The organism is Acinetobacter sp. YH12045, from assembly GCF_013419925.1.
In the GTDB taxonomy this organism is placed as follows: Bacteria; Pseudomonadota; Gammaproteobacteria; order Pseudomonadales; family Moraxellaceae; genus Acinetobacter; species Acinetobacter amyesii.
The window spans coordinates 88867-115699 of sequence record NZ_VOZE01000001.1; the positions used below are offsets into that span (position 1 = coordinate 88867).

Sequence of the window (26833 nt, forward strand, 5' to 3'; positions counted from 1 at the left end):
ATGCTCCAACATCGACTAGCAACACCGGTTATTCAACCGAGAATGCACTTCTCCGATAAAGAAGGACAACCACTAATAGGTGGCAAGGTGTATTCATTCAAAGTGGGTGAGGATATTTTCAAGCCTACCTACCGAAATTCTGAGTTTACCGCAGTCAATCAAAATCCAATTTTGTTAGATCAGGCAGGCAGTGCATTAATTTATGTACGTGGATCTGTACAACTTAAAATTTACGACAAATCAGGCGTTTTTATCGAGGAGAAAATTGTGTATCAGCAGCAAATGCGTACGCAGTTTTTCGATAAATATGGCAAGGCTTTAGGTAGTGGAAAAGTATGGACTTATGACTATCAATCTACGATTAAAAAACCTTCGTATGAAAATGCGGATGATACTTTATTAAATCCAAATCCCGTTGTTTTGGATGAAAACGGCTATGGCTCAATCAGCATTGTTGGTGCTTATCGGCTGCGGCAGTACGATAAAAAGGGCGTGTTTGTCAGTGATCAGGATTTTAAAAGGCCGCCTGCGAGAGTGCTGACGAGCACAGTTTATCCGCTGTATTTTGAGGAGGGTGTTGTTACAGGCTTTTCAATGACGAGTGGTGAGCAGCGTGTTGTTATGAATGAAGCATCACTTAAAGATGAGAAAATAGGCACATCTTTTTCAATTTTATCTGCAAGTGTTCGAGATGTTTTCAATCAAACATTGTTGCTTGAAAATGTATCCACAAAATTTTCAATTACTAGCGTTGTAATTCGAGAAGCCGCGAATATCACAACGATGAAACCAGAGGCGGCACTCACAAATTTTGTGCTCAGTGCTGCAAACCAAAAAAATGTGCTGATTTCAAACATAGCACAACCAGAAACAGTGTCTACTGCGTTTGGTTTATTAGGTGCAAAAATAACTAATTAGGAGTAGTTATGAATATTAAATCACACTGTAAAGTTGGGGCTAGATTTAAGCTTATTGCACATAACGGCGACGGTGTTCCTATTCGAGAAAGCGAATGGTTTGATAATCTTGTCTTGAATACTGGGTTGGATAGAATGTCGGTAGGCACATGGATTGACCGATGTTGTGTTGGCACGGGTAATAGCACACCCACACCAGCTCAAACAAATCTTGACAGTTTTGTTGCATCAACTACAACAAGTCAAGTTAATAGTATTGACACGTCGGATATCTCCTCGGCACCACCCTACTTTGCAGCAAAAAGAACGTGGAGGTTTGATGCGGGGGTTGCGGCAGGTAATATCTCAGAAGTGGGGATGGGTTGGACAGATACAGACTTGTGGAATAGAGCGCTAATACAGGACATTAATGGAAATCCGACAACAATTACTGTTTTAAGTGATGAATATTTAGATGTTGTTTCCGAAATCCGAGTATATCCAAGCGAAACTATTAGTGGTTCTTTTGATCTGCTTGATAAGAATGGCGCAATCGTTAGTACACACTCATATATTGGAATGCCTTGGTTTAGCTCAGCTACTTTTGCAGCAGGAAAAATTATTTTAGCTAGTAGCTCAACTTTTAAGCCTGCAGAAATCTACACAGGGGGGATTGGTAATCAAATAACTTCAGCACCAAGTGGTGCAAAACAAACATTTACAACATCAAACTCATATCCGAGCCCACGAACCGTTAGGTCTACACTCTCACTGACTCTCAATGATGCGAACATCACCCATAAGTCTTTTCTTACAAAATACATGGGATTGCTTTCGACCAGCTCAGGTAGCGCTGGATATAAGTTGGAAATTAACCCGCCAATCACAAAAGCACCAACACAAACAATGCGATATGTATTCGAAATGAGCTGGGGTCGCTATGAGTCTACCTGAAGATAAACTCTCAACACGCCCCATTTACGGGGCTTTTTTAGTGCCTGATAAAGCCGAACCGCTTGTAGATTTTGAATGGGGCGGGGTGGATTTACTCGACACATCACAAGGATTGCAAGTTTATATTTGGAAGTGTTACTACCGCGACAATTGGATTTGCATTGAAAATGATGTGGTGCAATATCAATTACTTAATGTTGAAAATGTGAAGTCTTTAAGCCTGTCTTTTGACTTTAATATGCATCCGACCATTGCATATACGGTTGAAAATATTAATAAATCACGCTCGGCATTTTTATATTGGTATGACAGTGCACAAGCAACGCAAATCACCACTGAATACGGCACTCAATACATTACCCCGCAGGTCTCACTAGATGACCACCGGTTACACCAATCTGCAAATGCCGATATTATTTTTGCATACATCAAGAACGGCAATTTGTATTACAGACAGCAACGTGACCGCTTTTTAATCGAGCGACTTTTAGAAAGTGATTTAGGTGATGTGGAGCTCACACAGATCGGCATGACGACTAAAAATAGATTTCAATTTGCATTCGCATAGCACCTTCAGGTGCTTTTTATTGCCAAAAATTAGGGGGGGCACAATGTCGAATACGACACAAATTGTAGATGCATCTGGACCAGTAGCAACAGGCGCAGGTGCAGGGCTAACTGTTGTAAGTTGGCTTGCAACGTGGGATTGGGGTTTTTTAGTCGGTGTCATTATCGGCTTGGCTGGTCTTGCGATCAGTTTTGCAAACTACTTATCAAATAAGCAATTTCAAAAGCGCAAAGATCAACGTGAGCAGGAAGAACATGAACTAAAAATTGCGAAATTGCGAGGGCAATGCAATGTCAAACAAGACTAAATATTGGACGTATGGATTAGCAGCTTCGGCTGCTTTTTTTGTGGGTTTGGAAAAGCATGAAGGTTTTTCAGCAAAGCCGTATAAAGATAGCGGTGGGGTTGTAACACAGGGCATTGGATCTACAACCAAACCAGATGGTAAGCCAATCAAAATGACTGATCCGCCAATCACGCGCAAGACCGCTCAAGAATGGGCAAAAGCGCACGTGTCTAAAGATGAGGTTATATTTCGAAAGTCGCTTGAAGGTGTGAAACTATCTCAAGTAGAGTACGACACATTTTTAGATTTTTCATACAACTTCGGTCAAGCCAACTGGCGCTCATCTTCAATGCTACGCAACCTGAAGGCTGGGCAGTACAAGGCCGCTTGCGATTCATTGCTGAAATGGAAATATGTAGCAAAACGTGATTGTTCAGTGCGTTCAAACAATTGCTATGGCGTTTGGACTCGACAACTTGAACGTCATCAAAAATGCATAGGAGCGCAATAGTGCCATTATTACTTTGGAAATATAAAACATGGATCGCAATTGCGGTCTTTTCTTTTTTATACATAGGGCAAATTGCTTATACCAATCACTTGTCTGGGAAGCTGCGCAAGGCGGAGGAGCAGTGTAGTGCAAAAATCCAAGAAATTGAGCAGAAGCATCTAAAAGCTTTGGCTGAAAAACAAAATCTAATTAATCAGGTAAGTGCAGACTATGAAACACTTAAATCAGAACAGCGCATTAAAACAGAAACAATCACACGTGAAGTTCAAAAAATTATTGAGCGGCCTGTTTATCGCAATGACTGCTTTGATGACGACGGCGTGCAGCAACTCAACTCACTTATCGCCAGTGGTGCCAGCAAACCTCCTTGAGCCTTGTGCGGATTTACTGCAATTGGAGTCGGGGCAGGGTAAAGATTTAATGCTTTGGTCAATTGATACGGTAGCAAAATATAATGATTGCAAAGCGCGACATGGTGCAATTGTAAAAGCCCTCAAAGGAGGGCTTCTTTAAATCACTCATTAACTATCTCCACACCTTCCCAAAATTCACCTTTCTTCTTAGCTAGAAAAATATCAGCATCCCGAACGCTCATAAAATACTTGGCTTTCTCATAATCGCTGGTCCAGCACCAACCAGATTGATCTACAAAATTCACTTCTGATAACTCCCAATAATCCAACTCATCTTCTTGTTTTACATAGGAGAGATACTTTTTATTTTTCTTCATAACAATCATAGATTCACCTCACCAGCTATCAACCATATCAGCCCAATCTTGCATCATTTTCCTACGCTCATTTAGATGTTTAGCATGATTGTATGAGGCTTTAGTTTTATTGCCGCTTACATGGGCTAACTGGAGCTCAATCCAGTCTTCTTTATAGCCTTTTTCATACAAAGCTGTTGAAGCAGTTGCACGAAAATCATGAGCAGTAACTGCTGACATACCCATGTATTCAAGCATTCTATTTAGTGTAGTCCTAGACAACATATTATTACGACGTTGAGGTGAAGGGAAAACATAAATTTGATCTCCCGATAATGCGTACTGTTGCTGAAGCAAATCAAAAAGCTGTGACGAAATTGGGACGATATGAGTCCTATTTTTCTTCATAACACGATCTTGTTGCGTTTGTCTTGATGATCGGGGAAGCGTAATAGTCTTGGATTCAAAATCAATGTATGACCATTCCAACCTCCTTATCTCCACCGTCCGCAACATTGAATAAAGCATTGCTAAGCCGGCATTTCTGACAACTGTAGAGCCGTTATAGCTATCAATTTTTCTACGCAGTTCTTTTCTTTCCTGGGGATCAAGCGCTCTTGCATGCTCGACTGCCGGCTGAGATACCACACTTCTTAATGCGTATGTAGGATCATTATCCAATCGAGATGTGATAATTGCATAACGCATGACTAGGCCGATAAATCTACGATTTAAGTTTGCTGCTGCTTCACCTGTTCCGAATTTAGGGGATGCACTGATGCGACTTATGGTGTTTTTCATCACAGATAATATGTGAGCAGATGTAATGTCTTTAATTGGTAATGAGCCAATTTCTTTATACACATCCATCTGCATGCAATTTTTGAATCGCTCAACATAATCAGGGGATTTGTATTTCATTTGCTCAGCTGCATATTCTTCAGCTATAGCCTTGAATGTATTGCTGGCTTTAATTCTTTTTTCTAATTTTTCTTTCTTCTTTTCTTGTGATGGATTTAATCCTTTAGCTAATTTTGCACGTGCATCATCTTTTAGTTTCCTCGCTTCCTGCAGGGTTACAGCAGGATATTCACCAAAACTAATAGTTCCTTCTTTACCATTCAGTGTGTATTTGAAGCGCCATATCTTCGTACCAGTAGGGCGAACCTCTATATAAAGCCGCTCAGCATCTAAAATGCGATAAGACTTATCTTTAGGTTTAAGTGTTTTTACTTTTGCATCTGAAAGCATGACGGGTAACACGGGTAATTTTAATGTTACCCGCCAAGATACCCGTTTTTGATGCGAATTAAAATGGAATTTATCGAACTGTAGCGAACTTTAATTATTCTAATTTAAGGCTTAATGGCAGATGTGGCGAACTATAAAGGATTATAGCGAATTATTATTATCAGAATTGTTTAAGATGACGATTTTCATAGGAAATAACTTCTATTAAATACAATAATTCAAATTGGTTAAGATTTATTCAATAGGGAAATGCAGCTATTTCCCATCTAAATCTCAAAAAAGGTAGATTTGCTTTAGAGTATTATGCGTGAAGCGCAATTAAAAGTCTTATCAAACAGCAATTATTTTTCACTCGCTTCTCAGGGAGGATCATAAAAATGGGTTATCAGAAGATCGTCGTTCCAGTGGATGGGACAAAAATTACAGTAAATTCAGACTTATCATTCAATGTTCCCAATAATCCAATTATTCCATTTATTGAAGGCGATGGTATTGGTGTTGATATCACTCCAGTGATGAAAACCGTGGTGAATGCCGCAGTACAAAAAGCTTATGGTGGAAAACGTGCCATAGAATGGATGGAAGTCTATTGTGGTGAAAAAGCCAATAAAATTTATGGCACCTATATGCCCGAAGAAACCTTTGAGGCTTTACGCGAATTTGTGGTTTCAATTAAAGGGCCGTTAACGACGCCTGTCGGTGGCGGTATTCGTTCGCTTAATGTTGCATTACGTCAAGAATTAGACCTCTACGTCTGTGTGCGTCCTGTACGTTGGTTTAAGGGCGTTCCTTCACCCGTTCAGCATCCTGAACGTACAGACATGGTGATCTTCAGAGAGAATTCAGAAGATATCTACGCAGGGATTGAATGGAAAGCAGATTCGCCTGAAGCCAAGAAAATGATCAAATTTCTTAAAGAGGAAATGGGTGTTACTAAGATTCGTTTTGAGGAAAATTGCGGTATCGGTATTAAGCCTGTATCTAAAGAAGGTTCTCAGCGTTTGGTTCGGAAAGCTATTCAATTCGCCATTGATAATGATAAGCCGAATGTCACCTTGGTGCATAAAGGCAATATCATGAAATATACCGAAGGTGCGTTTAAAGAGTGGGGTTATGAAGTCGCACTTGAGCGCTTTGGTGGTGAATTGCTAGATGGAGGTCCTTGGGTCAAAATAAAAAATCCGAAAACTGGCAAAGAGATCGTGATTAAAGATGCGATTGCAGACGCTTTTTTACAACAAATTCTCATGCGTCCGACCGATTATTCAGTCATTGCTACTCTAAATTTAAACGGTGATTATATTTCAGATGCTTTGGCGGCCGAAGTTGGCGGTATTGGTATTGCACCGGGTGCCAATATTGGTGGCGCTGTGCAAGTATATGAAGCGACACATGGCACAGCGCCTAAATATGCGGGTCAAGACAAAGTAAACCCTGGGTCTATTATTCTGTCTGCAGAAATGATGCTGCGAAATATGGGCTGGACTGAAGCGGCAGATCTAATTATTAAAGGTATTGCGGGGGCGATTGAAGCCAAAACAGTGACCTATGATTTTGAACGACTCATGCAAGGTGCAAAACTCTTGCGTTGTTCGGAGTTTGGACAAGTCATCATTGAGCATATGGACTAAGTTTATTTGCTAATCTAGGTGTAAAAAAGCTAGATGTATAAAAAGGCTAGGTAAAAAGGACTGAATGATTCAGTCTTTTTTATGGGGAATAATTAAAAACACAGAATCATAGCTTATCAATACCATTCAAAAAACAGCAATCAAAAGATGACTTCACGCAATCAATCAGATGGTCTGGCATGCTTGTCATGTTACTAAAAGTTTAAAACCACACTATTCGAGTGAACTTAGGTAATGCAGAAAATAGAGGGAGATTGATTTCAAAATAATTATTCGCCTGAGATATTACAATGACGTAATTCGAAACATTTATCGGGTTGGATCCTTAAAAATTAGCGGTACATTGGTTGTTGTCCTTTAGTAGAAGTACACCTAGCAGCAGTACATTGCGATATTTGTGATGAAAAGGAGAAATGAAATGTCTCGTAAACAGCATCAACAAAACCAACAATCTGATCACCAACAGCAGCAAAATGATCAGCAACAGCAACAGCAACAGCAACAGCAACAGCAACAGCAACAGCAACAGCAACAGCAACAGCAACAGCAACAAGACCAAAAGAAACAACAGCCGCATCAACGAAATCAGCGTCAACAACATCGTTAATAGGCGAAATACTTTGTGAATCAAAGTTCATTTGGCCGAATGGTTGTTAATTGATCGAAATTTAAGTTTTATACGTAGACGAGAAGGAGATGAATTTGTCTAAGAAAACCAAATCACTTAAAAAGGAAATTAAAGCGAGGTTGAACAAAATTTCAAAGCATAATTCTGCTTTGAAAAAGTTAAAGAAAAAGCTGAAAAAAGCTTAGTCCATTCACGATTTATCAAAAAGAAAAGACCTATTTAAATAGGTCTTTTCTTTATATACATGATTGGTGATGTAGTTGAATGTCTTGTGATCTACCTAGACGAGATGCTTACTTAATTTTGCTGTTCGAGTGAACCAATAGAGTTGCATTGTTCCAATGCAGAGTACGCATGCGGCCAAAATAAATTGCTGTGAATAATCAATACCAATTCGCTGTAAAAAACTAAAGCTTATACCACCGATTAATTGAATAGATGCAAAGCACAGGGTTGCAATACTCCAGAGCTTTTTATAGGCGCTACCATAGATTTGCAGAATGGTATAAGAGGTGAGAAAAACCACTGCCGGATTGAGCAAGCCTGTAGCAAAAGAAGATAAAAAAGTAAAAAGTGGATGGATATTAATAATTGCTATAAAAATCGCCAAGACATAGCTGCTATATAATATTTTAAGAGCACTAATATTTCCCAGTTTTTGTGCCAAGCAGTAAGCAGCAAAGGCTCCTAAAGCACTTCCTAGACCATATAAAATCCAATTGAAATTGATCCCGATCGGGCTCAGGTGTAGGGTGTGAGTTAAATAGTCAATCCAAAATAATGAATGGGGCACGTAAGCAAATGCACTGGTGCTATACACAATTAAGAGACAATAGAAAATTCCATCGACTTTATGTTCTACTGCAGGAATCGCGGTGAGTGTTGTGAGCTGTAATTTAAAACTCTTCAAAAGCACGCTGAGTAACATACAAATCAGGCTTGAAAAAGAAAACAAAATCAACCAAGCCCACATTGTCGAAATATCTTGGATGTAAGGCAAAAATAGCGTTGCCATTAACACCCCTAAGCCAATCCCACTGAAACCAATAAAGTTGATTTTAAAGCGGTCTTGAAGCTGTGAACATTGGGCCACGACACTTGGGGAGAGGATCATTAGTAAGCCGCCGCTGATCCCTGAAATAACGCGCCAAGTGCTATACCAAAGTTCTGAAAAACCTGAAAATGCACAACTGAGTAAACTGAGTGTCCCTGCAATAGCTGCGAGTTGGATATAATTCACCATGCTTTTATTTTGGGGTAATTTCATGGCCCAAAATGCACCGATCAAGTAGCCGAGCAAATTGGCACTGCCTAAGATGCTGGCAAAACTTGGGCTCCAACCAAATGCTTCACGGGTTGAAGGGAGTAGTGCGGTATAGGAAAAACGTAAGATCCCGATGCCAAGGCACATACTTAGACAGAGAAATAAGCTCAGTTTAATTTTGTTTGAGAACATCCTGTACTCATGTATTTTTATGATTGGTTAAAAAATAACATGAATATGCTGTAGAAAAATCAACAGATCTTAAAGTTTTGACTAAGGTCTAAGCTAAAAATTAATTCTTAAAAATTTAACTATTCAAAAAAATAGCTGTGGTGTGCGTACAGTAAGAAATCAAATTTAAAGATACAGTAATAAAAAAACCGTACATGGCGTACGGTTTTTTATTTTTAAAGCACTTATGAATTAACGCATTTTCGCCAAGAAACGACCTAAACGAGTGAGTGCTTCACGTAGTTCATTTTCAGCAGGCAAGAACACCACACGGAAATGATCAGGTGTTGGCCAGTTAAAACCCGTACCTTGAACCAACAGTACTTTTTCAGCACGGAGGAAATCTAGCATGAATTTCTCATCGTCTTGAATTGGGTAAATTTCAGGATCCAATTTAGGGAAGCAGTACATAGCACCCTCTGGTTTCACACAAGATACACCCGGAATATCATTCAACATTTCCCAAGCAATGTTACGTTGTTCATATAAACGACCGCCCGGACGGATGAGATCATTAATCGATTGATAACCGCCTAAAGCTGTTTGAATCGCATATTGCGCTTGGTGGTTGGCACATAGACGCATCGACGCCAACATGTCTAAACCTTCAATGTAGTCGAGCGCGCGTGATTTATCGCCTGTAATTGCCATCCAGCCTGAACGGTAACCTGCAATTCGATATGCTTTAGATAAGCCATTGAAAGAAATACACAACTGATCACCTGCCAATGACGCAACAGAAACATGTTCAATACCGTCATAAACGATCTTGTCGTAAATTTCATCAGCAAACAAAATTAAGTCGTATTTCTTCGCAAGAGCTACAATTTGCTCAAGCACATGACGTGGGTAAACCGCACCTGTTGGGTTGTTCGGGTTGATCACCACGATACCGCGAGTATTCGGGGTGATTTTACTTTCCATGTCGGCAATATCTGGATACCAGAAATTTTCTTCATCACATTTATAGTGAATGGCTGTACCGCCAGAAAGGTTAACTGCTGCAGTCCAAAGCGGATAATCCGGCATTGGCACCAGCATTTCATCGCCATCGTCGAGCAAGCCTTGCATCGCCATCACGATCAGTTCAGATACGCCATTGCCGACATACACGTCATTCACGTGCATGTTTAAGATGCCTTTTTGCTGGTAGTACTGACAAATCGCTTTACGCGCAGGGAAAATGCCTTTTGAGTCGGTATAACCAATTGCATTGGGCAGGTTCAGTGCCACGTCGTTAATAATTTCTTGAGGCGCTTCAAAACCAAAAGGAGCAGGGTTGCCGATATTTAATTTAATAATTTTATGGCCTGCCTCTTCCATCTCATTGGCCGCTCGTAACACTGGTCCGCGAATGTCGTAGCAAACATGCTCGAGCTTAGACGATTTCTTAATTTCGCGTGGGGTGTTAAACGTATTCGGCATTTTTATATTCTCGGAAAGAGTGGAGGTCACTTTTGCATAACGGTATAAATAGCTTTTAAATGTCTCGGTCGTTACTAAATCGAGATGATGTTCGTCTCTGAGTAAAGCAACTATTTTTTCATGCGTAAACCCTGCCTGTTGATATTGTTTGATCACGGGCAGCAGATTTTTAAAAATTACGCTCTTTTTCTGCGACATTTTTTAATCCTGAGCAAGAGTAGCGCTAAGATTATCACTAAAGTTGCTCACAAAAAAGCATTTAATTTTGTATTTTGCTTACCATGATTTTATATTTGCTTACTTTTTGCTTTTTTGGTCATTATATAGATTTTGTAAATTGTTGAATAAAGACTAGAAATTTAAGATTGAATGACGTAAATATAGGATTATCCTATTTTAAATACCACGATATAAAGGGACGTCATCATGGGAAAACTCAATAAAACAGAAAGAGAATGGCAAAGAGAATTGTCGCCAGAAGAGTTTCGCATAACGCGTCAGAAAGGCACGGAGCAAGCTTTCACTGGAAAATATTGGAATACGAAACAAGCTGGCACGTATGTATGTCGTTGTTGCGGGGAACCGCTTTTTTCTTCTGAAACAAAATACGATAGCGGTTGTGGTTGGCCGAGCTTTTATAAGCCGATTGAACCTGCTGCAGTAGAAGAAAATGTAGATACGACACACGGTATGGTCAGAACAGAAATTGTTTGTCATCATTGTGACGCACATTTAGGGCATGTTTTTACTGATGGCCCACAGCCGACTGGATTACGTTATTGTATTAATTCGGCATCCTTAGAATTAGAAACAAAACAAAAAAATGATGAGGAAACTTATCCATGACCACCATTCACCAGTTTGAAGCAGAATTACTGGACGGAAGTAATAAATCCTTTGCAGATTATGAAGGCAAGGTTTTATTAATTGTAAATACCGCTAGTAAATGTGGGTTTACTCCTCAATTTGCTGGTTTGGAGAAAATTTACGAACAATATAAAGATCAAGGTTTTGAGGTTTTAGGTTTTCCATGCAACCAATTTGGCGGACAAGATCCGGGTTCGAATGATCAAATTGGCGCGTTTTGTCAAAAAAACTATGGCGTATCTTTCCCGATGTTTGCCAAAGTGAATGTAAAAGGCCCAGAAGCGCATGTGATTTTCCGTTATTTAACCAATAACTCGAAAGGCGTATTGGGAAATGGCATTAAGTGGAATTTTACGAAGTTTTTAATTGGAAAAAATGGTCAGGTCTTAAACCGCTATGCACCCACGACCAAGCCTGAAACATTGAATGAAGATATTGAAAAAGCTTTGGCTCAGTCAAAATGAAGTGAATTATTGGCGGAACTGAGGTTGATATAAAGGCGCGGAAGCGTCTTTATTTTTTGGATGTTTTATACTGAAGTCTCTTTATTTGAAGGTCATAACATTGTTTAAGCAGATGGTTAAACGTCGAATTTGTGTTTTAACGTTTTTTTTACTTGTATGTGTGGAGATAGCTTGGGCAGATAGCAATCCAAGTGCATCTGAACCTACAAAAATGTCTGTTGTTGCAAGCAATCTAGACCTTACTACAGATGCTCGGGTCAACGCATTATTGCAAATATTAAAAACACCTATAAAAGAATACCAACCTACGCGTGTTGCAGATGTAATTGATCCACATGTAAAACCGAAAATGTATGAAGTCTCTTGGGTAAATGCACCGCAATATGTGCTGTCTGCGTCTGAGATGAAAACATATAAGCAACCTGTCAAACTACAGCTCACTGTGATTGCTGCAACAGGCTATATTGGTGGCTCAAAACTCATTGCAAGTTCAGGCTCTAAAAACTTTGATCAAAAAGTACAAAAATCCTTATTAGTTGCACGACTTGAACCTATTCCGATGGTTGATAAAAATCTCAGTTATACCGTTGAACATGAATTTACTCTTCATCCACCTCAATAAGCATATAGCATAAGGCAAATTTTAAGTTCCATAAGTGATCTGTTATTACTGGTGCATCTAATTGATAATGAAAGATATTATTTTGCAACTAGCTAAAACCATTCAGGTGGCTGTTTATCTTTTCGCTTTACAACAATTCGTTATGACCATACTTATTTTTCATACAGCGTTTAACAGTGAGAGAACCTCGAACATTTAAATTGAGTGCAACATTTGATTTCTAATAGTGTTCAATGATTTCTTAATGATTGTTTATAAATAATTATTGCTAGATGATTAGCTCTGAATGATTGTTAAGAAATGACTCAAATAAAAATGCCCCAAATTTGGGGCATTTTTTGTTTTAAGCAGAACGCTTTAAATCAATTAAAGGACTGCTTTTAAGCGACGAATCACTTCTTCACATTGGGCAATATCGGCAACCAGGGCTAAACGGACATGGTTTTCACCCGGATTCCCTTGTGCTGTATCACGTGATAAATAACGGCCTGGAAGCACTTTAACGTGTGCTTTTTCCATCAGCATTTTGGCAAAAGTTTCATCATTATCCACTTTTAACCAGTAGTAGAACCCTGCATCAGGTTTTTGTAATGGTAGTAGGTGACCCAGTTCGCGTTGGAATAATTCAAATTTTGCACGGTACTGGACGCGGTTTTCTTCGACGTGTGCTTCGTCATCCCAAGCTGCAATTGAAGCCAACTGGTGTTGAACAGGCATCGCAGCGCCATGATAAGTACGGTATTGTAAATAAGGTTTTAAAAGTGCCTCGTCACCTGCCACAAAGCCAGAACGCATACCCGGTAAGTTAGAGCGCTTAGACAATGAGTGGAATACCACGCAGTTTTTATAGTCATCACGGCCCAATTCAGCACAAACTTCAAGTAGACCAATGGGTGCTTCATCAAACCAAAGCTCTGAGTAGCATTCATCAGATGCAATCACAAAATTATATTGGTCAGACAGAGCGATCAGTTTTTTAAACTGTTCTTTAGAGAGCACCGCACCTGTAGGATTACCCGGTGTGCAGACAAACAATAAAGCGGTTTTTTCCCAAACTTCAGCTGGCACAGCGTCAAAGTCGCCAAGGTAGTTATTTTCATCTGTACAGTTGATGAAGTAAGGTTCTGCACCCGCAAGTAAAGTTGCGCCTTCATAGATTTGGTAGAACGGATTTGGCATCACCACATAAGGGGCATCTTCACGTTTAACCAAAGCTTGTACAAACGAGAAGATCGCTTCACGCGTACCTGACACAGGCAGGACGTTGGTATCTGCACTGATGCTATTCAGTTTAAAGCGACGGGTTAACCAATTTGCAATACTTGTGCGAAGCTCAGGTAAACCCTTGCTGTTTGGGTAAGTGGATAAGTGCTGAAAATTATCAATAATGGCCTGTTTCACAAACTCCGGTGCAGGATGCTTTGGCTCACCAATTGAAAGGGGAATCAAAGGCAAATCTGCGGGTTTCACATCCTGAAATAGCTTATTTAGCTTTTCAAATGGATAAGGGTGCAATAATGACAAACTGGAGTTCATGGAATGGATACCGATCAATTTAAGTTAATGATGACTACAAACCTGATTCGAAGCTTCATCGAGTGCTGACTTTAACTGTGCAGCAAACGTTTCCGCTTCTGAATCACTCATAGGTGAGCCATCTTTTTTAGTGACATAGAAAATATCTTCAGCACGTTCACCGAGCGTCGCAATTTTCGCAGAGTGAATATCTAGGCCTTGCATCATAAATAAACCACCGACTTTAGCAAGTAAGCCTGGATGGTCAAGTGTCGCAATTTCAACCATATTTTGTTGAAGTGCTTCATTAAAAGAAATACTCACGGTATTTTCAATATCAAAATGACGCAGTTGACGTGGAATACGACGCTGCATTAGGCCTGGGTATTTGTCAGATTGGCTTAAGGCTTTTTTGAGCGCTTCAATAACGGTTTGCTCACGCTCTGGATCTGTCAATAAGGTGCCAAAACGGTCAAGTACAACATAAGTGTCCAAACTAAATGCAGTGGATGCAGTGATAATACGGGCATCCTGAACGTCTAGATTCATTCTGTCCAGAATTGCCACTGTTGTTGCAAACAAGTTAGGCTGATCTTGTGTGTAAATAAAGATCTGTACCGCATCTTGTGCAAATTTACGATGTGCTCGCATCATCACCAATGGTTCTGCATTATTGCCATGTTTTAAAATGGCGCGCGTATGCCATGCGATTTCATCGGCAGATTCTTTTAGGAAATATTCATCACCGAGTTCTTGCCAAACAGTTTCTACATCGTAGAGCGAAAAATCGTTGACTAATAGTTCACTGGCCGCAAATTTAGTGTCTTCGATCAGCATTGGATAATCTACAGGACGACCCAAACCAGAACGAATCACATCACGCGCTTGTGTATACAGTTGGCGCATGAGGGATGCACGCCATGTATTCCAAAGCGTCGGATTGGTTGCGTTAATATCGGCAACTGTCAAGGTATAGAGATAGTCGAGATGCTCCATATCGCCCATTTTCTCAGCAAATTCTTTCACCACATCTGGATCGGAAATGTCTTTTTTCTGAGAAGTAACGGACATCAATAGATGGTTTTGAATCAACCATGCGACAAGGTTGCATTCACGTTCAGTAAACCCATGGGTACGGCAGAAATCAATTGCATCCGCTGCACCAAGTTCACTGTGGTCACCGCCGCGACCCTTGGCGATATCATGGAAAATTGCCGCTAAATAAACAATGTCACGGCGCGCCAGTCGTTGGAATACGGAGCTAACGACAGGGAAGTCTTTAGCAAATTCAGGCTCTTTAAAACGGTTTAAATTACGTAGTAATAAGAGGGTGTGGGCATCGACAGTATAAATATGGAACAAGTCGTATTGCATGAGTCCCATGATTTGCCCAAAGGCAGGAATATAGTTGCCGAGCACGCCATAACGTTTCATCGCCACCATGGTGTCGTATAAACGGTAGGGTGAGCGAATGATCGCCATAAATAAGGCTTGATGTGCAGGATTGTCACGGAAGTTTTGATCAATACGTTTTGCCGCAAGAGACAATAGACGTAAAGTTCGGGCACGAATCCCTTCAATTTCTGGACGATTCGCCAAGAGGTAGAAAATTTCTAAAATAGCACTTGGATTTTCAGAGAAAATTTTATGATGCTGCACCGCCAATTTGCCATCAACTAATTTGAAGTTGGCATTGATTTCTTCAATCTTACGTTCATAGTCAGGCAAACGTGGCGTAATGACCGACTCATTAAAATAAGCCAAAAGCATTTCATTCAAAGTCGTCACTTGCTGAGCGCTACGGTAGTAACGTTTCATGAACTGTTCGATTGGATAATTCGGTGATTTACCTTCTTCGCGTTGATAACCAAATTTAGCAGCAATGTCACGTTGATAATCAAACAGTAAGCGGTTTTCGTCGCGCTTGGTTAAGCGATGTAAATGATGGCGGATTTCCCAGAGAAAGCTTTCTGTTTCTTCAAGAACGCCAAGTTCAAACTCTGAAATAAAACCCAAATGTACAAGGTCATAGATGCGATTGACACGGAAATGACGCTTAGCAATCCATCCGATTTGGTTGATATCGCGGATACCACCGGGCGCATTTTTAATATCAGGTTCTAAGTTGCTTTCGGTATTGTTATGTTGAGCATAGCGTTTGGCTTGCTCTTGCATTTTGGCATCATAGAAGGTTTTATCCGTCCATGTCTGTGACACGATACGGCGTGGCCATTTAGCTAGGTGTTCATTGCCCACAATCAAACGTGCTTCGATCAGCGCTGTTGCCACGGTTAAATCATTGGTGGCTTGAGCAACACAATCGTTAATAGTACGTACACTGATGCCCGGTTTGAAATTACCAACATCCCAAAGAGTTGAAATAAAGCTGGAGATGAGTTTTTCTTGTTCTGGGCTGATTTCATCTTCAGACAAAATCATGATGTCGACGTCGGAGTATGGCAGCATTTCACGGCGACCATAGCCACCTACAGCAAACAAACCGAGATCGGTTTGGTCAAGTTCAGCATGTGTCCATAAGAACTTTAAAGCTTCATCGATTAGATTCGATCGAGCCAAAATCACATCACGAATCGACTGTCCATTTTCAAAGCATTCCTGTAGCTGATTTTCAACATCTGAGCGCCATTGGTTAATCGCCTGAATGTCGTGGTTACTTTTAATGTAATTCAGCAGAGGAAGCGTATTGATCATGAACAGTGGTCCGTTAAGGTGTTACAAACTTAGTTTTGTTGAACACTGACTTGTTGTACAGCATGTTGAGCAAGTTCACGCGCGTGATCTGTGGTTTCAGCGCGTGCTGTTGCTACGCCCATACGGCGACGTTTAAAGCCTTCTGGTTTACCAAAGAGGCGTAAATCGGTGTCTGGATTAGCCAAAGCAAGATTTAAGCCAGTAAATGATAAATTGGTATCATCCACGCCTGCATAGATGACTGCGCTCGCAGCAGTACTGTGTCGAGCAGTATTCACAGGCAGACCAAGAATGGCACGTGCATGCAGTTCGAATTCGCTTTGGAATTGCGATGCAAGAGTGACAAGGCCTGTATCGTGTGGACGAGGTGATACCTCACTAAACCATACTTTATCGCCTTTGACAAACAGTTCCACCCCAAAAATGCCACATCCACCTAATGCAATGGTTACTTTATTGGCAATACGCTTGGCTTCCTCTAAAGCAAGAGCAGTCATGATTTGTGGCTGCCAACTTTCTACATAGTCACCAGCGTCTTGGCGGTGGCCAATCGGGTCGCAAAATGATGTTTCAATTTCACCTGTTTCTGCATTTTTAGCACGAACAGTCAGCAGGGTGATTTCAAAGTCAAAGTCAATTTGTGATTCTACGATCACTGTACCTTGATTTACACGTCCACCTGTTTGTGCATATTCCCAAGCAGCATCGACTTCATCAAAGCTTTTTACACGTGACTGTCCTTTACCCGAAGACGACATGACAGGCTTAACAAAATTTGGATAGCCAATGTCATCGCATGCAGCACGGAACGCTTCAAGGGTATTGGCAAATCGGTAGGCTGAAGTTGGGAGTCCAAGCTCTTCGGCAGCTAGACGGCGAATCCCTTCACGGTTCATCGTCAGGTTTACAGCTTTTGCTGATGGGATTACTGTTGCGATATTTTGTTCTTCAATCTCGACCAAAACTTGAGTCGCAATGGCTTCAATTTCAGGGACAATCAAATGAGGCTTAACTTGAGCAATTAAGGCTTTAAGTGCCTGAGGATCTGCCATATTTAAAGTATGAGAAAAATGTGCAACTTGCATGGCAGGAGCATGGTCATAACGATCGGCAGCATGAACTTCTACACCCAAACGTTGCAATGAAATCACAACTTCTTTACCGAGTTCACCAGAACCTAACAGTAAGACTTTATACGCTGAAGACTGAAGTGGAGTACCAATAGTGACGCTCATGTAAATCATCCATGCTTGATTTTATGGGAATTTAAGCATAGCAGAACTTGTTCGAGAGATAAGCGAGTGTTCACATAAATAAATGATATTGTCCAACAATTTTTTTTATATCTTTATGGGTAAGCGTTCGTGTAATTATTTATTTGTGGGAAATATTAAAAAATCATATTTAGTTGTTTTTATTTAAATTCACTTTAAATATGCCTGCATTTTTTTCAGATGCAGGGAATGGCTTAAAATTCAAATTTGCACATTGAAGCGCACGGAGCTATATAGATGTTTGGCGGAAATAGGGCCAGTACAGTAATCCGAGCAGTGGTACGGTGCATATACATAAAATCAATATTAAGCCAAGATTAAGCCTAAAACGGCAGTGAAATAAAGCGCATCTGTAGCCACCGACAGAAGGTGAAATGATGAATTGAGCCATGAACTGAGGCTGAAAATACACAATAGAAAAATCAATAAAAAACCCGACAGCTGTAGAACATTGCTGAACAGACGAGGCATCGATATATGTGGAAACATCAGGCGACGTGGATGTAAGTGCAGAATCTGCTGTGTGCAGTTATATAAGCCTACAATCTTTTGTTGCTGATTTTTTCGCTATATAAATGGTGCGGATCAGATCTGCAGGTTGGCAATGTACAGTGCAGAAATTACCACTGAACAGCTGGCTTTGAATGAAGCATTGAAAATATACGCTTTCGATGGGCCTATGCAGTCCCCAACTCAATTTAGATGGTTGTATAGAATGAATATAAATTTTGTCTTGAATAAAATGGTACTTTGCCATCTATTGGTTTTCGCTAGATTTTTTATGTTATGCGTTGACTATCTCATAAATATTGCTAATTAAAAAGCACAGGCTGAAGAAGCGTGTACTTGAGGGGGATTTGGATTGTCGCTGACTCAGCTTTAGAGATGAAAAGGTATATAGGTATAGACTAAGCCATAAGTCAGTGCCGCAGTCAGCGTAGCAGGGACAATTTTCTTAAACTTGAAATACAAGCCTGCAAGCACAGCAAATCCAACTAACATGGCAAAGCTTTTATTTGGGGTTTCAAGCAGAGGCGGTAAGGTTGCAACCACCAACATCGAACTAATTGCGGCAATACCAATCGAGCCCAAAGCGATTTTGAGCCATAAAGAACCACGCTGCTGTGAACCTTGCTGAAATTTTTGAATAACAAAAAATGGCCCAAACCTTGATGCAAAATTCGCAATTCCGACCAAGATCCCGACCAAGATAATTTCTAGATTCATGATGCTTCACCCATATGTTCAGGATCAGGTTTTTTTAAGACATAATGTTTGAATAAACCGGCAAAAATACCAGAAGAAATACCGATAAAAATCGCGGCAGACAAGTCGATAAAGTAGCAGGCAATCGCAGAAACAATAATTGTAACCGTGACCACAAATGTATGTTTTTTCTCAAATGCTGCGAGTAAAAAGCTTAAAAACAATGCAGGCAGTAGGAAGTCGAGTGCAGCTTGTAAAAATTGTGGAAGGTTGCTGACTTGATCGGCAAATAAACCGCCTAAAAATGATCCTGTTGCCCATGACAGCCAACTAAATAAGCTGAGTCCTAACATCCAAGATTCTGACCATTCTTGACGACGTTGCGACAGTTTGATCATGCCTGATGCAAAAACTTCGTCGGTTAAACCCCAAGCCCAAACTGCAGTTTTCTTTAAGTTGAGTCGATCTTGAATTAGGTTTTGTAAGGCAGGACCATAGAGTAAATGGCGGATATCGAGGGCAATTACAGTAAGAGCAGTCATCCAAATAGATGTTCCACTTCCCAGTAACGCAACGACGAGAAACTGACTGGCACCTGCATACATAGAGCATGATAAGAATAAGGCTTCCCACGCAGTGAAACCAAATTGAGTCGCAGAAACCCCAAATGCAAAAGAAACAGGAAGATAGGTAAAGATAATGGCTTGACTATCTTTAGCACCTTGCCAAAAACCCGCAGGCTGAACTGTAGGAAGTTTGTGCTCAGACACGACACACCTTTGAAAGAGTTGAACAACAGGTCAAATGATGATTGAGTATTGTACTCGAATTCACTAGCATATTGCCGAATATGTTTGCTGAAATGAGCCGGATATGCAGAGGTTGAAGATGCGTGGGATACTGATTGTTTCATTATTGAGCAGCACGGTGTTGTTGCAGGCCTGTGGTAATGATGGAGCTGAACAAGCTCAAGTCGAAATTAAAGCAGCACCCAAATTAACCAATGATGCAACGGAGTATGCTGCCAAAGCTTGGGAGTTTATCAATGAAGCCGATCCGATTGTTTATGCAAAGCAAGTTGATCAGATGGAAGAGAAAGTCCGTGTTCCAGCACGTAAATTGAGTACCGAATGGCGTATCAATGTCAAAATGACCGATTCTGTGACTGAAGGTAAATATGCACTGTGTCGTAAAGCTTTGACAAGTCTGGAAATTTGGGCACGTGAAAGTATTGATCAGAGTTCGACTGTTGCACAGAAGCAAGCAGATTATGAGCGTGATAAAAATCAATGCAAAGGTGCGATTGAAAACCCTGAACTCGGAAATACCGATCCGAAAAAAGTAGGCGTTTAACTTGATCAAAGCAGTGAAGTTTCACTGCTTTTTTTGGGAAAATATCAAAAAACAAGAATAAATCTATAATAGAGGATTGGAAAATCCTCCTAAAATCATCGCTATTTCATATAAAAATTAAATCAGTGCGCTGCCGTAGTATTGAGCTAAATTCCAAATTGCATGGTTTTTTTCTGAAGTTAAATAGATAAAGCATTGATAATGAATAGTAAAAATATCTTTTGAGAAAAATTTATTGATAAAAATCCCCCATTTTAGAACGCCAGTCGTCTGACCTTCTTTTTAATTAATATCTTTAATATATTAATAATATAAAGTATGGATAATGTGATAAAAAATTAAAATTATCATTATTTGATAAAGTATGTAAAAATTACTACGTAAAAGATGAAGTATGTAAGTTAAATTAAAGACGTTGAATAGGTGATTAAGATGAAAAAAACATTAATGAAGTTATCGGTTTTGGCTGTTTTGACTACAGCGGTCAATGTACAAGCAGCGACTGAAGATAAATCAGAAGCATCAACTCAAGAAGTTGCAGCATGTACAAATGGTTTTGACAGTGTAAATGTTTGCCAATTATTGTCTTGATCAAAACTCGATAAAGCGAAGTGCCACAAATAAAAGCAAAATAACTATAAAGAATCATTCTGGTGCAATTAAATGCACTTATTTAAATCACAAATGTCAGACATCATGCACAGGAAGTGCATGAGCAATCTGATGTAACTGCGCTAGATCTAAAATTTCAATTTGTTTAAACGCAACACGAAGCACCTGCATTTTTTCCAACTGCTGAAGCTCCTGATTGACTGATTGTCTTGAGCAATTCATCAGTTGCGCGAGTTGTTCCTGCGAGATGTATATGGTGTGTTGCTCAATTTCCAAATGATTTCCATATCCATTTAAGATAAACAGCAGGCGCTGTGCGAGACGTTGACTTAAACTCTGCGTTTGTAACGCTATGAGTTCCATAAAGGCATAGCGAAGCTTTTGACTGGTGAGCTGGGCAATATGAAACCAAAACTCAGGGTGTTGTTGTAATAATTGCTGAATTGCTTGAGCCGGTAAGTGTAATAAGGTGGATTTTTTGGTACAGATGGCATCGTGAGAACGTGGTAATTGGTCAACCAAGGATATTTCGCCAAACCACATAATCGGCTCAGCAATGGCGGCAATCGCTTCTTTGCCATGAATATCGATATAGCCTAAGCGAACTGCACCTTCTAAGACCGCATACATACCATTAAAACGCTGTCCTGATAAAAAAACACGTGCGTCTTTTTCGAAAGTTAAGGTCAGGGCATGGCCGCAGATAAAGTCTTGGAAGGAAACATTTAAGCCTGAATACCACACATTTTTATTGAGTTGATGCACATATTGAGCGTCCAGCACAGCATATCCTTATTTTATGGTCCAACTTGTCTATTAGCTGACAACTTTATTGATGCATTTTTTATATAGTGAAATGAGTGAATGAACAAGGAGTAAGTTGATGAGCAAGCTTGAAAGACTGCTAAGCCAATATGCAGCATATCATTTAGATCGAAAAAATGTGCTAACGCATTTTGTGGGTATTCCGCTTATTGTGTTTTCGATTATGTGTTTAACCGCACGAGCAGGGCTGATGATTTCAGGTTTTGAACTGACCCTTGCATTGTTGTTGATTATTGCCAGTGTCATCTATTACCTGAGTTTAGATAAAATTTTCGGTTTGATCATGCTTTTGGTGTTTGCAATCACATATCCCTTAGCCTTAATGATCGCAAAAATGAGCCTTATGTCTTGGCTGATCTGGAGTGTGGGGATCTTTGTAGTGGGTTGGATCATCCAGTTTATCGGTCATTATTATGAAAAGAAAAAGCCTGCGTTTATGGATGATGTCATTGGCTTGGCAATAGGGCCTTTATTTGTTCTAGCTGAGTTTGTGTTTCTACTCGGCTTTCGTAAAGAGCTTGAACAACGCATGCTGACAGAAGCAAGAAGACAGCGCGCAGAGATGGATGCAAAAGCATTACATACTGCTCACCCATAAATGATTTAAATAAAAAAGCCGAATAATTCCAGCTTTTTTTTTACGATGTGTTAATTCTCAACTGTTTAGGATTTAACAGCTGCTTTATGTTGTTCCGCAGCGACCTTTTGTGCAGCGATTTTTGCTTTTGCGTCAGTATTTGCAGCTTTGGCAGCATGGGCTGAAGTTTTAGCTTCTGATTTTGCTTGTGTTGCAAGATGCTGTGCTTGAGCTGCATCATGTTTTGCTAATTTTTGATTATGTTTCACTTTACTCTGAGCCAATTGGCTGGCTTGTTTTGCATCGTGTCGAGCGACTTTTGCATCATGCTGCGCAACTTGTGCTGCATGTGTAGCGGTATGTTCCTGATGTTTTGCATCTTTTGCAATGGAAACACAAGTACCACCTTTATGGTTTGCACCTGTACCACCTGTAAGTGTGGTGCCTTGTGGACATGCAAACGCAGTTGCACTAAGCATTGTAAAGATACCTGCTGTTAGAATTGTGCTGATTTTTTTCATTGCTATTGTTCTATGAAAATAGGCATTAGTGCCTATGGGTAAATTTATAGCAGAACGGTAGAGATTTAAGTCGTTGCACTGTGGTGACTCAGCAACCAAATCATGTATTCGTGTCGATATAATTTTGTTTTTAAGCAGGTTTTAAGTTTTTAAATATGCTTATTTTTTTGGCTTGAGCTTTTGCCTAAAATTAAAAAAGCCAGCAAATTGCTGGCTTCTTATAGGTGCTATCTTATACGTTAAAACGGAAGTGTAAAACATCGCCATCTTGAACGATGTATGTTTTACCTTCTAAACGCCATTTACCCGCTTCTTTAGCGCCAGCTTCACCGTTGTATTGAACGAAGTCGTTATAAGCAACGCATTCAGCACGAATAAAGCCTTTTTCGAAGTCAGTATGAATGACACCAGCAGCTTGAGGTGCAGTTGCACCAATTTTTACTGTCCAAGCACGAACTTCTTGTACACCCGCTGTGAAGTAAGTTTGAAGGCCGAGTAAGCCATAACCTGCACGAATAACTACGTTTAGACCAGGTTCTTCCATGCCTAAAGCTTCAAGGAATTCAGCACGATCTTCATCTTCAAGTAATGAAATTTCTGCTTCGATTTGGTTGCAAAGTGGAACCACAATTGCATTTTCTTCAGCAGCTAATTTTTGTACTGCTTCTAAGTGAGGGTTATTTTCGAAACCATCTTCTGCAACGTTGGCAATATACATGGTTGGTTTAAGGGTTAAGAAACCGTAACCACGTACCAATTTACGTTCATCTTCATCAAGGTCTGCAGCACGCGCAGGTTTACCTTCATCCAGTAAAGGTAAGATTTTGTCTAAAACCGCTTTGGTCGCAATCGCTTCTTTATCGCCACCTTTTGCAGATTTTGCTAGACGTGTAATTGCTTTAGAAACAGCTTCTAAGTCAGCAAGTGCAAGTTCAGTGTTGATCGTTGCGATATCGTCAAGTGGGTCAATTTTGCCATTTACGTGAATGACATTTTCGTCTTCAAAACAACGAACAACGTGCGCAATAGCATCAGTTTCACGAATGTTAGCTAAGAATTGGTTACCAAGGCCTTCACCTTTAGATGCACCAGCAACGAGACCTGCGATATCTACAAATTCCATCGTGGTTGGGACAACACGTTGTGGGTTTACAATTTCAGCAAGTTTATCCATACGTGGGTCAGGTACAGGTACGATCCCAGTATTTGGCTCAATTGTACAGAATGGGAAGTTTTCAGCAGCAATCGCAGCTTTGGTTAATGCGTTGAAAAGCGTTGATTTACCAACGTTCGGCAGGCCGACAATACCACAGTTAAAACCCATGAAATAACTCACAAAGTATTATAAAAAAATTGTGGATGATTTTACATGAAAGCCATAATAAAGTCAGGTGATATGGGAAGGAGAATGTATATCTTATTGAATCGCGCTGAGATCGAGATGAATTCACGTCTGAATAATGCTTGAGTTGCACTACAGATGCAGAATAGGTGCAAAAATGACATTGTGTTTCAATAACACAGTGACTAAAGTATCCCTATAAAATTACTGGGTTTTATAAACTACAGTTACAACAAAAACTTGGAGCATTTATGCGAACTCTCTACCAGTTTCCACTCTCACATTTTTGTGAAAAGGCGCGCTGGTTACTCGATCATAAAGAGTTGGATTATGTGGCTCATAATTTAATGCCGGGTGTACATCGTGCATTTGCACAGCTTAAAACAGGGCAAAACAAATTACCGATTTTACGTGATCAAGATCATTGGGTTGCAGATTCAACTCAAATCGCCTTTTACTTGGATGCGACCTACCCCGAACATAGTCTGATCCGTCCAGATGTCAAACTGCGTGAAGACGCTTTAGAAATTAATGAACTCTCCATTGAGTTAGGCCAACATGTGCGCCGTTGGGGGTTGGCACATGTATTAAATGAAAGTGAAGAATCACTTGATATTTTAATTGGTGAAAAGGGCTATTTACGTCAGTTTGAAAAATATTCCAAGCCCATTATAAAGGCACTGGTTTCTAAAGGTTATCAATTAGATACGGATAAGGTTGCGGCTTCACGTGAGCGATTGGACGAAATTGTGGTTGATTTAAATCAACGTCTGATCGAACAAGGTGGGCGTTATTTTGTAGGCGACCGATTAGGTTTGGCTGATATTGCAGTGTGTTCAATGTTGGCGCCGATATTGGAGATTGTCGGAACGCCGTGGGAAAAAGAGCATGGCGAAACCTTATCAGAAGAGTTTAAAGCTTACAAAGCCTATTTGAGCGATTTGCCTTTAGGTCAATATGTGCAACGTATATACCAAACAGAACGGAATGCACGGGTAGATTGGCGTGGTGTATAAGCTCTTTATATGAAAACTTTGCGTCATACTGCTTTAAAAAAGCGCGCCTAACAGCGCGCTTTTTTTTATAAGACTTTCAATCCTTAAATATAGCTTTGTTGTTGAATATCCAAATTATTCAGCACTGGACTGATACTATCGGCTTGTAAAGTATTCAGAGGCATAACAGGGTAGAAGATATTGCCTAGCGCATCCTTAATACTTGGGATGATGGTGGAGATATCAAAATCACCTTGAGCAGAACCTAAATTTTCCAATAGGTCATTAATATTCGGTAATTGGCCCGTGAGGTTTTCAGTCAATTGATTGAACTGATCCGTGATAGAACCAAGATCAATTTTTTCAGGAGCAAGATTGCCAAGTAAATCGCCAAGATCTGGAATGGTCAGTTGATCGAGGAACTGAGTCGCTTCACCATTACTGTCCATCAGAGCAATGACTGGTTTCAACGAATTAATCACTTGATTTAAATCAGTTGAAAGCGTCAGTAAGGATGGATTGTTGACCACATCCAAAATGGTGCTCAAGCTATTTAATACATCATAAATCGCTTTGACGGTTTGAGCCTGATCCGTATCGATGACATCGCTTTTTGCCAGTAAATCTAACAGCGGATTAAGTCCTTTGATCACCCCTGAAATGGTCTCAGGGACATTCCCTTGGTTGGCTGATGAAATGGCGGTCACTAGATTGGTCACACTTCCAATCACTGTCGGTAAAGCATGACTCAACTGTTCCATATCAATAGTTGAGTTGTCTTTATTGATTGAAGCTAATAAAGGTAGGAGGGCAGTCGTTGCACCTTGTGCAATTTGCCCAAAGTCGATGTTTCCAGAAGACGAGCTCCCAATCATCTGAATAATAGGTTGCGTATATTCTAAAACTTGGCTGAGTGTATTGATAATTTGTGTTGCATCCGTTGACCCTGTTGCGCTTCCAAGCATAGCAAGCAATGGTTTGATGGCATTTACAGCATTGCTAATATTGTCAGGAAGATTACCTTGATTATTGGTGCTACTCAGTAAACTTTGCAAGCTGTTGACAATGGTAGGTAAAGATTGAACCAACTGATTCATCTCTGTTGAGCCAGCGTTGCTACCTAAGTTTTGTAGGAGTGGTTGCAGAGTTGTCATCAATGTCTTGAGTGCATCCGAATTTGAACCATTATTGGATGTAAGACTTTGAATCGTGCTAATCACTTGCGGAAGCGATTTAGTCAGTGCGCTAAAATCAAAAGACTTTGTGCCACCTAAATTACCCAATAATCCTGTCAGCGTATCCGTGATATTGGTTGTAGGTTTAAGCGGGCTAAGTAGGTTACTGACCGTGCTGCTAATTGTACTGAGCTGTAGGGAAGGACTTAGTACAGAACTTAATTTTGAGCTGAGTGAACTCAGTGATTTAATTGCCATGTTTATTCTTCCGTTTTTGTTTTTTTGTATATTTATGAACCGCCGCTATTTTTTAATGTAATTACCAAATCTAGTAAATAAGTGAAAAAAAGCAAAATGTGAAATAGAGCGCACATTGAAAAATATAGTAAAAATAAAAAGTTGAAAAATATAAAATAAAA

General features: G+C 40.1%; 28 protein-coding genes. 15 read left to right on the forward strand and 13 right to left on the reverse strand.

The genetic code is table 11. From position 1 onward, the window contains the following. Genes FTU02_RS00520 through FTU02_RS00545 form a run of 6 tightly spaced genes read left to right on the forward strand, consistent with a single transcriptional unit; the run spans position 1 to position 3586 of the window. Entirely contained in the window at positions 1-918 is a 918-nt protein-coding gene (locus FTU02_RS00520; protein ID WP_180155255.1) for a hypothetical protein, read from the forward strand. 8 nt (positions 919-926) lie between these two features. Further along, positions 927-1850, forward strand: coding sequence for a hypothetical protein (locus FTU02_RS00525; RefSeq protein ID WP_180155257.1), 924 nt, complete (start codon positions 927-929; stop codon positions 1848-1850). Continuing rightward, positions 1837-2418, forward strand: coding sequence for a hypothetical protein (locus FTU02_RS00530; protein WP_180155259.1), 582 nt, complete (start codon positions 1837-1839; stop codon positions 2416-2418). The genes FTU02_RS00525 and FTU02_RS00530 overlap by 14 nt, the downstream gene beginning before the upstream one ends. Before the next feature lie 43 nt (positions 2419-2461). Then, positions 2462-2725, forward strand: a complete 264-nt coding sequence (locus tag FTU02_RS00535) for a hypothetical protein (RefSeq protein WP_111884541.1) — start codon at positions 2462-2464, stop codon at positions 2723-2725. Continuing rightward, on the forward strand, positions 2709-3215 hold the full coding sequence (locus tag FTU02_RS00540; RefSeq protein WP_180155261.1) for a lysozyme: 507 nt from the start codon (positions 2709-2711) through the stop codon (positions 3213-3215). Before FTU02_RS00535 ends, FTU02_RS00540 begins: the two co-directional genes overlap by 17 nt. After that, positions 3197-3586, forward strand: a complete 390-nt coding sequence (locus FTU02_RS00545) for a hypothetical protein (protein ID WP_218956141.1) — start codon at positions 3197-3199, stop codon at positions 3584-3586. The genes FTU02_RS00540 and FTU02_RS00545 overlap by 19 nt, the downstream gene beginning before the upstream one ends. Before the next feature lie 143 nt (positions 3587-3729). Here FTU02_RS00545 and FTU02_RS00550 read toward each other — a convergent pair whose 3' ends face one another. Together FTU02_RS00550 and FTU02_RS00555 are read right to left on the reverse strand one after the other, a co-directional pair. Continuing rightward, the gene (locus tag FTU02_RS00550) at positions 3730-3954 is read right to left on the reverse strand and encodes a hypothetical protein (RefSeq protein WP_180155263.1); all 225 of its coding nucleotides are present in this window, start codon (positions 3952-3954) and stop codon (positions 3730-3732) included. Positions 3955-3963: 9 nt separating this feature from the next. After that, a complete protein-coding gene (locus FTU02_RS00555) occupies positions 3964-5175 on the reverse strand; it encodes an integrase arm-type DNA-binding domain-containing protein (RefSeq protein WP_180155265.1) in 1212 nt (403 codons plus the stop codon). A 377-nt stretch (positions 5176-5552) separates the two neighbouring features. On the opposite strand from FTU02_RS00555, the gene icd reads away from it, so the two are divergent. Together icd and FTU02_RS00565 are read left to right on the forward strand one after the other, a co-directional pair. Next, positions 5553-6806, forward strand: coding sequence for an NADP-dependent isocitrate dehydrogenase (gene icd / locus FTU02_RS00560; protein ID WP_180115314.1), 1254 nt, complete (start codon positions 5553-5555; stop codon positions 6804-6806). A 418-nt stretch (positions 6807-7224) separates the two neighbouring features. Next, a complete protein-coding gene (locus tag FTU02_RS00565) occupies positions 7225-7413 on the forward strand; it encodes a hypothetical protein (protein WP_180155267.1) in 189 nt (62 codons plus the stop codon). A 301-nt stretch (positions 7414-7714) separates the two neighbouring features. Here the strand turns inward: FTU02_RS00565 and FTU02_RS00570 are convergent, their stop codons facing one another. After that, positions 7715-8890: a YbfB/YjiJ family MFS transporter gene (locus tag FTU02_RS00570; RefSeq protein WP_180155269.1), complete on the reverse strand. Its 1176-nt coding sequence runs from the start codon at positions 8888-8890 to the stop codon at positions 7715-7717. Between the two features lie 231 nt (positions 8891-9121). Then, on the reverse strand, positions 9122-10552 hold the full coding sequence (locus FTU02_RS00575) for a pyridoxal phosphate-dependent aminotransferase (protein WP_078189059.1): 1431 nt from the start codon (positions 10550-10552) through the stop codon (positions 9122-9124). A 228-nt stretch (positions 10553-10780) separates the two neighbouring features. On the opposite strand from FTU02_RS00575, the gene msrB reads away from it, so the two are divergent. From msrB to FTU02_RS00590, 3 genes are all read left to right on the forward strand, one after another. Beyond that, positions 10781-11200, forward strand: a complete 420-nt coding sequence (gene msrB / locus FTU02_RS00580) for a peptide-methionine (R)-S-oxide reductase MsrB (RefSeq protein ID WP_111885906.1) — start codon at positions 10781-10783, stop codon at positions 11198-11200. Beyond that, entirely contained in the window at positions 11197-11685 is a 489-nt protein-coding gene (locus tag FTU02_RS00585) for a glutathione peroxidase (protein ID WP_078194370.1), read from the forward strand. The genes msrB and FTU02_RS00585 overlap by 4 nt, the downstream gene beginning before the upstream one ends. 211 nt (positions 11686-11896) lie before the next feature. Continuing rightward, positions 11897-12307 (forward strand): energy transducer TonB, encoded by a 411-nt coding sequence (locus FTU02_RS00590; protein ID WP_180103207.1) that lies wholly within the window; start codon positions 11897-11899, stop codon positions 12305-12307. A gap of 366 nt (positions 12308-12673) precedes the next feature. Here FTU02_RS00590 and dapC read toward each other — a convergent pair whose 3' ends face one another. From dapC to FTU02_RS00615, 5 genes are all read right to left on the reverse strand, one after another. Beyond that, on the reverse strand, positions 12674-13843 hold the full coding sequence (gene dapC / locus FTU02_RS00595; protein WP_180155271.1) for a succinyldiaminopimelate transaminase: 1170 nt from the start codon (positions 13841-13843) through the stop codon (positions 12674-12676). A 24-nt stretch (positions 13844-13867) separates the two neighbouring features. After that, complete coding sequence (glnD, locus tag FTU02_RS00600; protein WP_180108278.1) at positions 13868-16534, reverse strand: [protein-PII] uridylyltransferase; 2667 nt, start codon at positions 16532-16534, stop codon at positions 13868-13870. Positions 16535-16563: 29 nt separating this feature from the next. Continuing rightward, positions 16564-17778: a formate-dependent phosphoribosylglycinamide formyltransferase gene (gene purT, locus FTU02_RS00605; RefSeq protein WP_180155273.1), complete on the reverse strand. Its 1215-nt coding sequence runs from the start codon at positions 17776-17778 to the stop codon at positions 16564-16566. Between the two features lie 909 nt (positions 17779-18687). After that, positions 18688-19035 (reverse strand): L-valine transporter subunit YgaH, encoded by a 348-nt coding sequence (gene ygaH / locus FTU02_RS00610; RefSeq protein ID WP_078189050.1) that lies wholly within the window; start codon positions 19033-19035, stop codon positions 18688-18690. After that, positions 19032-19784 carry an AzlC family ABC transporter permease gene (locus FTU02_RS00615; RefSeq protein WP_078194362.1) on the reverse strand — a complete coding sequence of 251 codons (753 nt, stop codon included), beginning with the start codon at positions 19782-19784 and terminating at the stop codon, positions 19032-19034. Before FTU02_RS00615 ends, ygaH begins: the two co-directional genes overlap by 4 nt. 103 nt (positions 19785-19887) lie before the next feature. On the opposite strand from FTU02_RS00615, the gene FTU02_RS00620 reads away from it, so the two are divergent. After that, entirely contained in the window at positions 19888-20367 is a 480-nt protein-coding gene (locus tag FTU02_RS00620; RefSeq protein ID WP_180155275.1) for a hypothetical protein, read from the forward strand. Positions 20368-20799: 432 nt separating this feature from the next. Then, a complete protein-coding gene (locus FTU02_RS00625; RefSeq protein WP_227591814.1) occupies positions 20800-20958 on the forward strand; it encodes a hypothetical protein in 159 nt (52 codons plus the stop codon). A 96-nt stretch (positions 20959-21054) separates the two neighbouring features. Here the strand turns inward: FTU02_RS00625 and FTU02_RS00630 are convergent, their stop codons facing one another. After that, entirely contained in the window at positions 21055-21762 is a 708-nt protein-coding gene (locus tag FTU02_RS00630; RefSeq protein ID WP_180155277.1) for a Crp/Fnr family transcriptional regulator, read from the reverse strand. 100 nt (positions 21763-21862) lie between these two features. Between FTU02_RS00630 and FTU02_RS00635 the strand changes: the two genes are divergently transcribed. Then, positions 21863-22402 carry a DUF962 domain-containing protein gene (locus FTU02_RS00635; protein ID WP_180034646.1) on the forward strand — a complete coding sequence of 180 codons (540 nt, stop codon included), beginning with the start codon at positions 21863-21865 and terminating at the stop codon, positions 22400-22402. Positions 22403-22467: 65 nt separating this feature from the next. On the opposite strand, the gene FTU02_RS00640 is transcribed toward FTU02_RS00635, so the two are convergent. After that, a complete protein-coding gene (locus FTU02_RS00640; protein ID WP_180155102.1) occupies positions 22468-22860 on the reverse strand; it encodes a hypothetical protein in 393 nt (130 codons plus the stop codon). 274 nt (positions 22861-23134) lie between these two features. Continuing rightward, positions 23135-24226 carry a redox-regulated ATPase YchF gene (gene ychF, locus FTU02_RS00645; protein ID WP_078189045.1) on the reverse strand — a complete coding sequence of 364 codons (1092 nt, stop codon included), beginning with the start codon at positions 24224-24226 and terminating at the stop codon, positions 23135-23137. 269 nt (positions 24227-24495) lie between these two features. On the opposite strand from ychF, the gene FTU02_RS00650 reads away from it, so the two are divergent. Beyond that, positions 24496-25260, forward strand: coding sequence for a glutathione S-transferase family protein (locus FTU02_RS00650; protein WP_180012150.1), 765 nt, complete (start codon positions 24496-24498; stop codon positions 25258-25260). Between the two features lie 83 nt (positions 25261-25343). Here FTU02_RS00650 and FTU02_RS00655 read toward each other — a convergent pair whose 3' ends face one another. Next, positions 25344-26672: a hypothetical protein gene (locus tag FTU02_RS00655; protein WP_180085724.1), complete on the reverse strand. Its 1329-nt coding sequence runs from the start codon at positions 26670-26672 to the stop codon at positions 25344-25346. Between the last annotated feature and the right edge of the window lie 161 nt (positions 26673-26833).